Source organism: Rothia sp. HMSC072E10, from assembly GCF_001813965.1.
In the GTDB taxonomy this organism is placed as follows: domain Bacteria; phylum Actinomycetota; class Actinomycetes; order Actinomycetales; family Micrococcaceae; genus Rothia; species Rothia mucilaginosa_A.
Genome location: NZ_KV814475.1, coordinates 1 through 227 on the forward strand (window position 1 = coordinate 1; position 227 = coordinate 227).

Below are 227 nucleotides of genomic sequence, written 5' to 3' on the forward strand. Positions count from 1 at the left end.
TAGCCGTGGGTGCCGTCCTCACGAATCATTCGGTCGAAGGTGACCTCACGACCTTCAGGCATCGTCCAGACAGCATTCTCAGCGTTCAGCTGCACGCGGCTCTCAATATTCGAGGACCAGCCAGCGCCGAACACGCCGGATACAGCGTGCTGACCGAACACGGTCACACTGTTGTACATGCGAGTTACAGAGCAGGCAGAAACCACGCCGGAGAATGCCATGTCGGT

1 protein-coding gene is annotated in these 227 nt (G+C 58.1%); it reads right to left on the bottom strand.

Annotated elements, in window-relative coordinates; translation table 11 throughout:
• A partial coding sequence (locus HMPREF2944_RS09300; RefSeq protein WP_256370696.1) for a DUF6531 domain-containing protein occupies nt 1-221 on the bottom strand: 221 nt, incomplete at its 3' end.
• Nucleotides 222-227 lie beyond the last annotated feature (6 nt).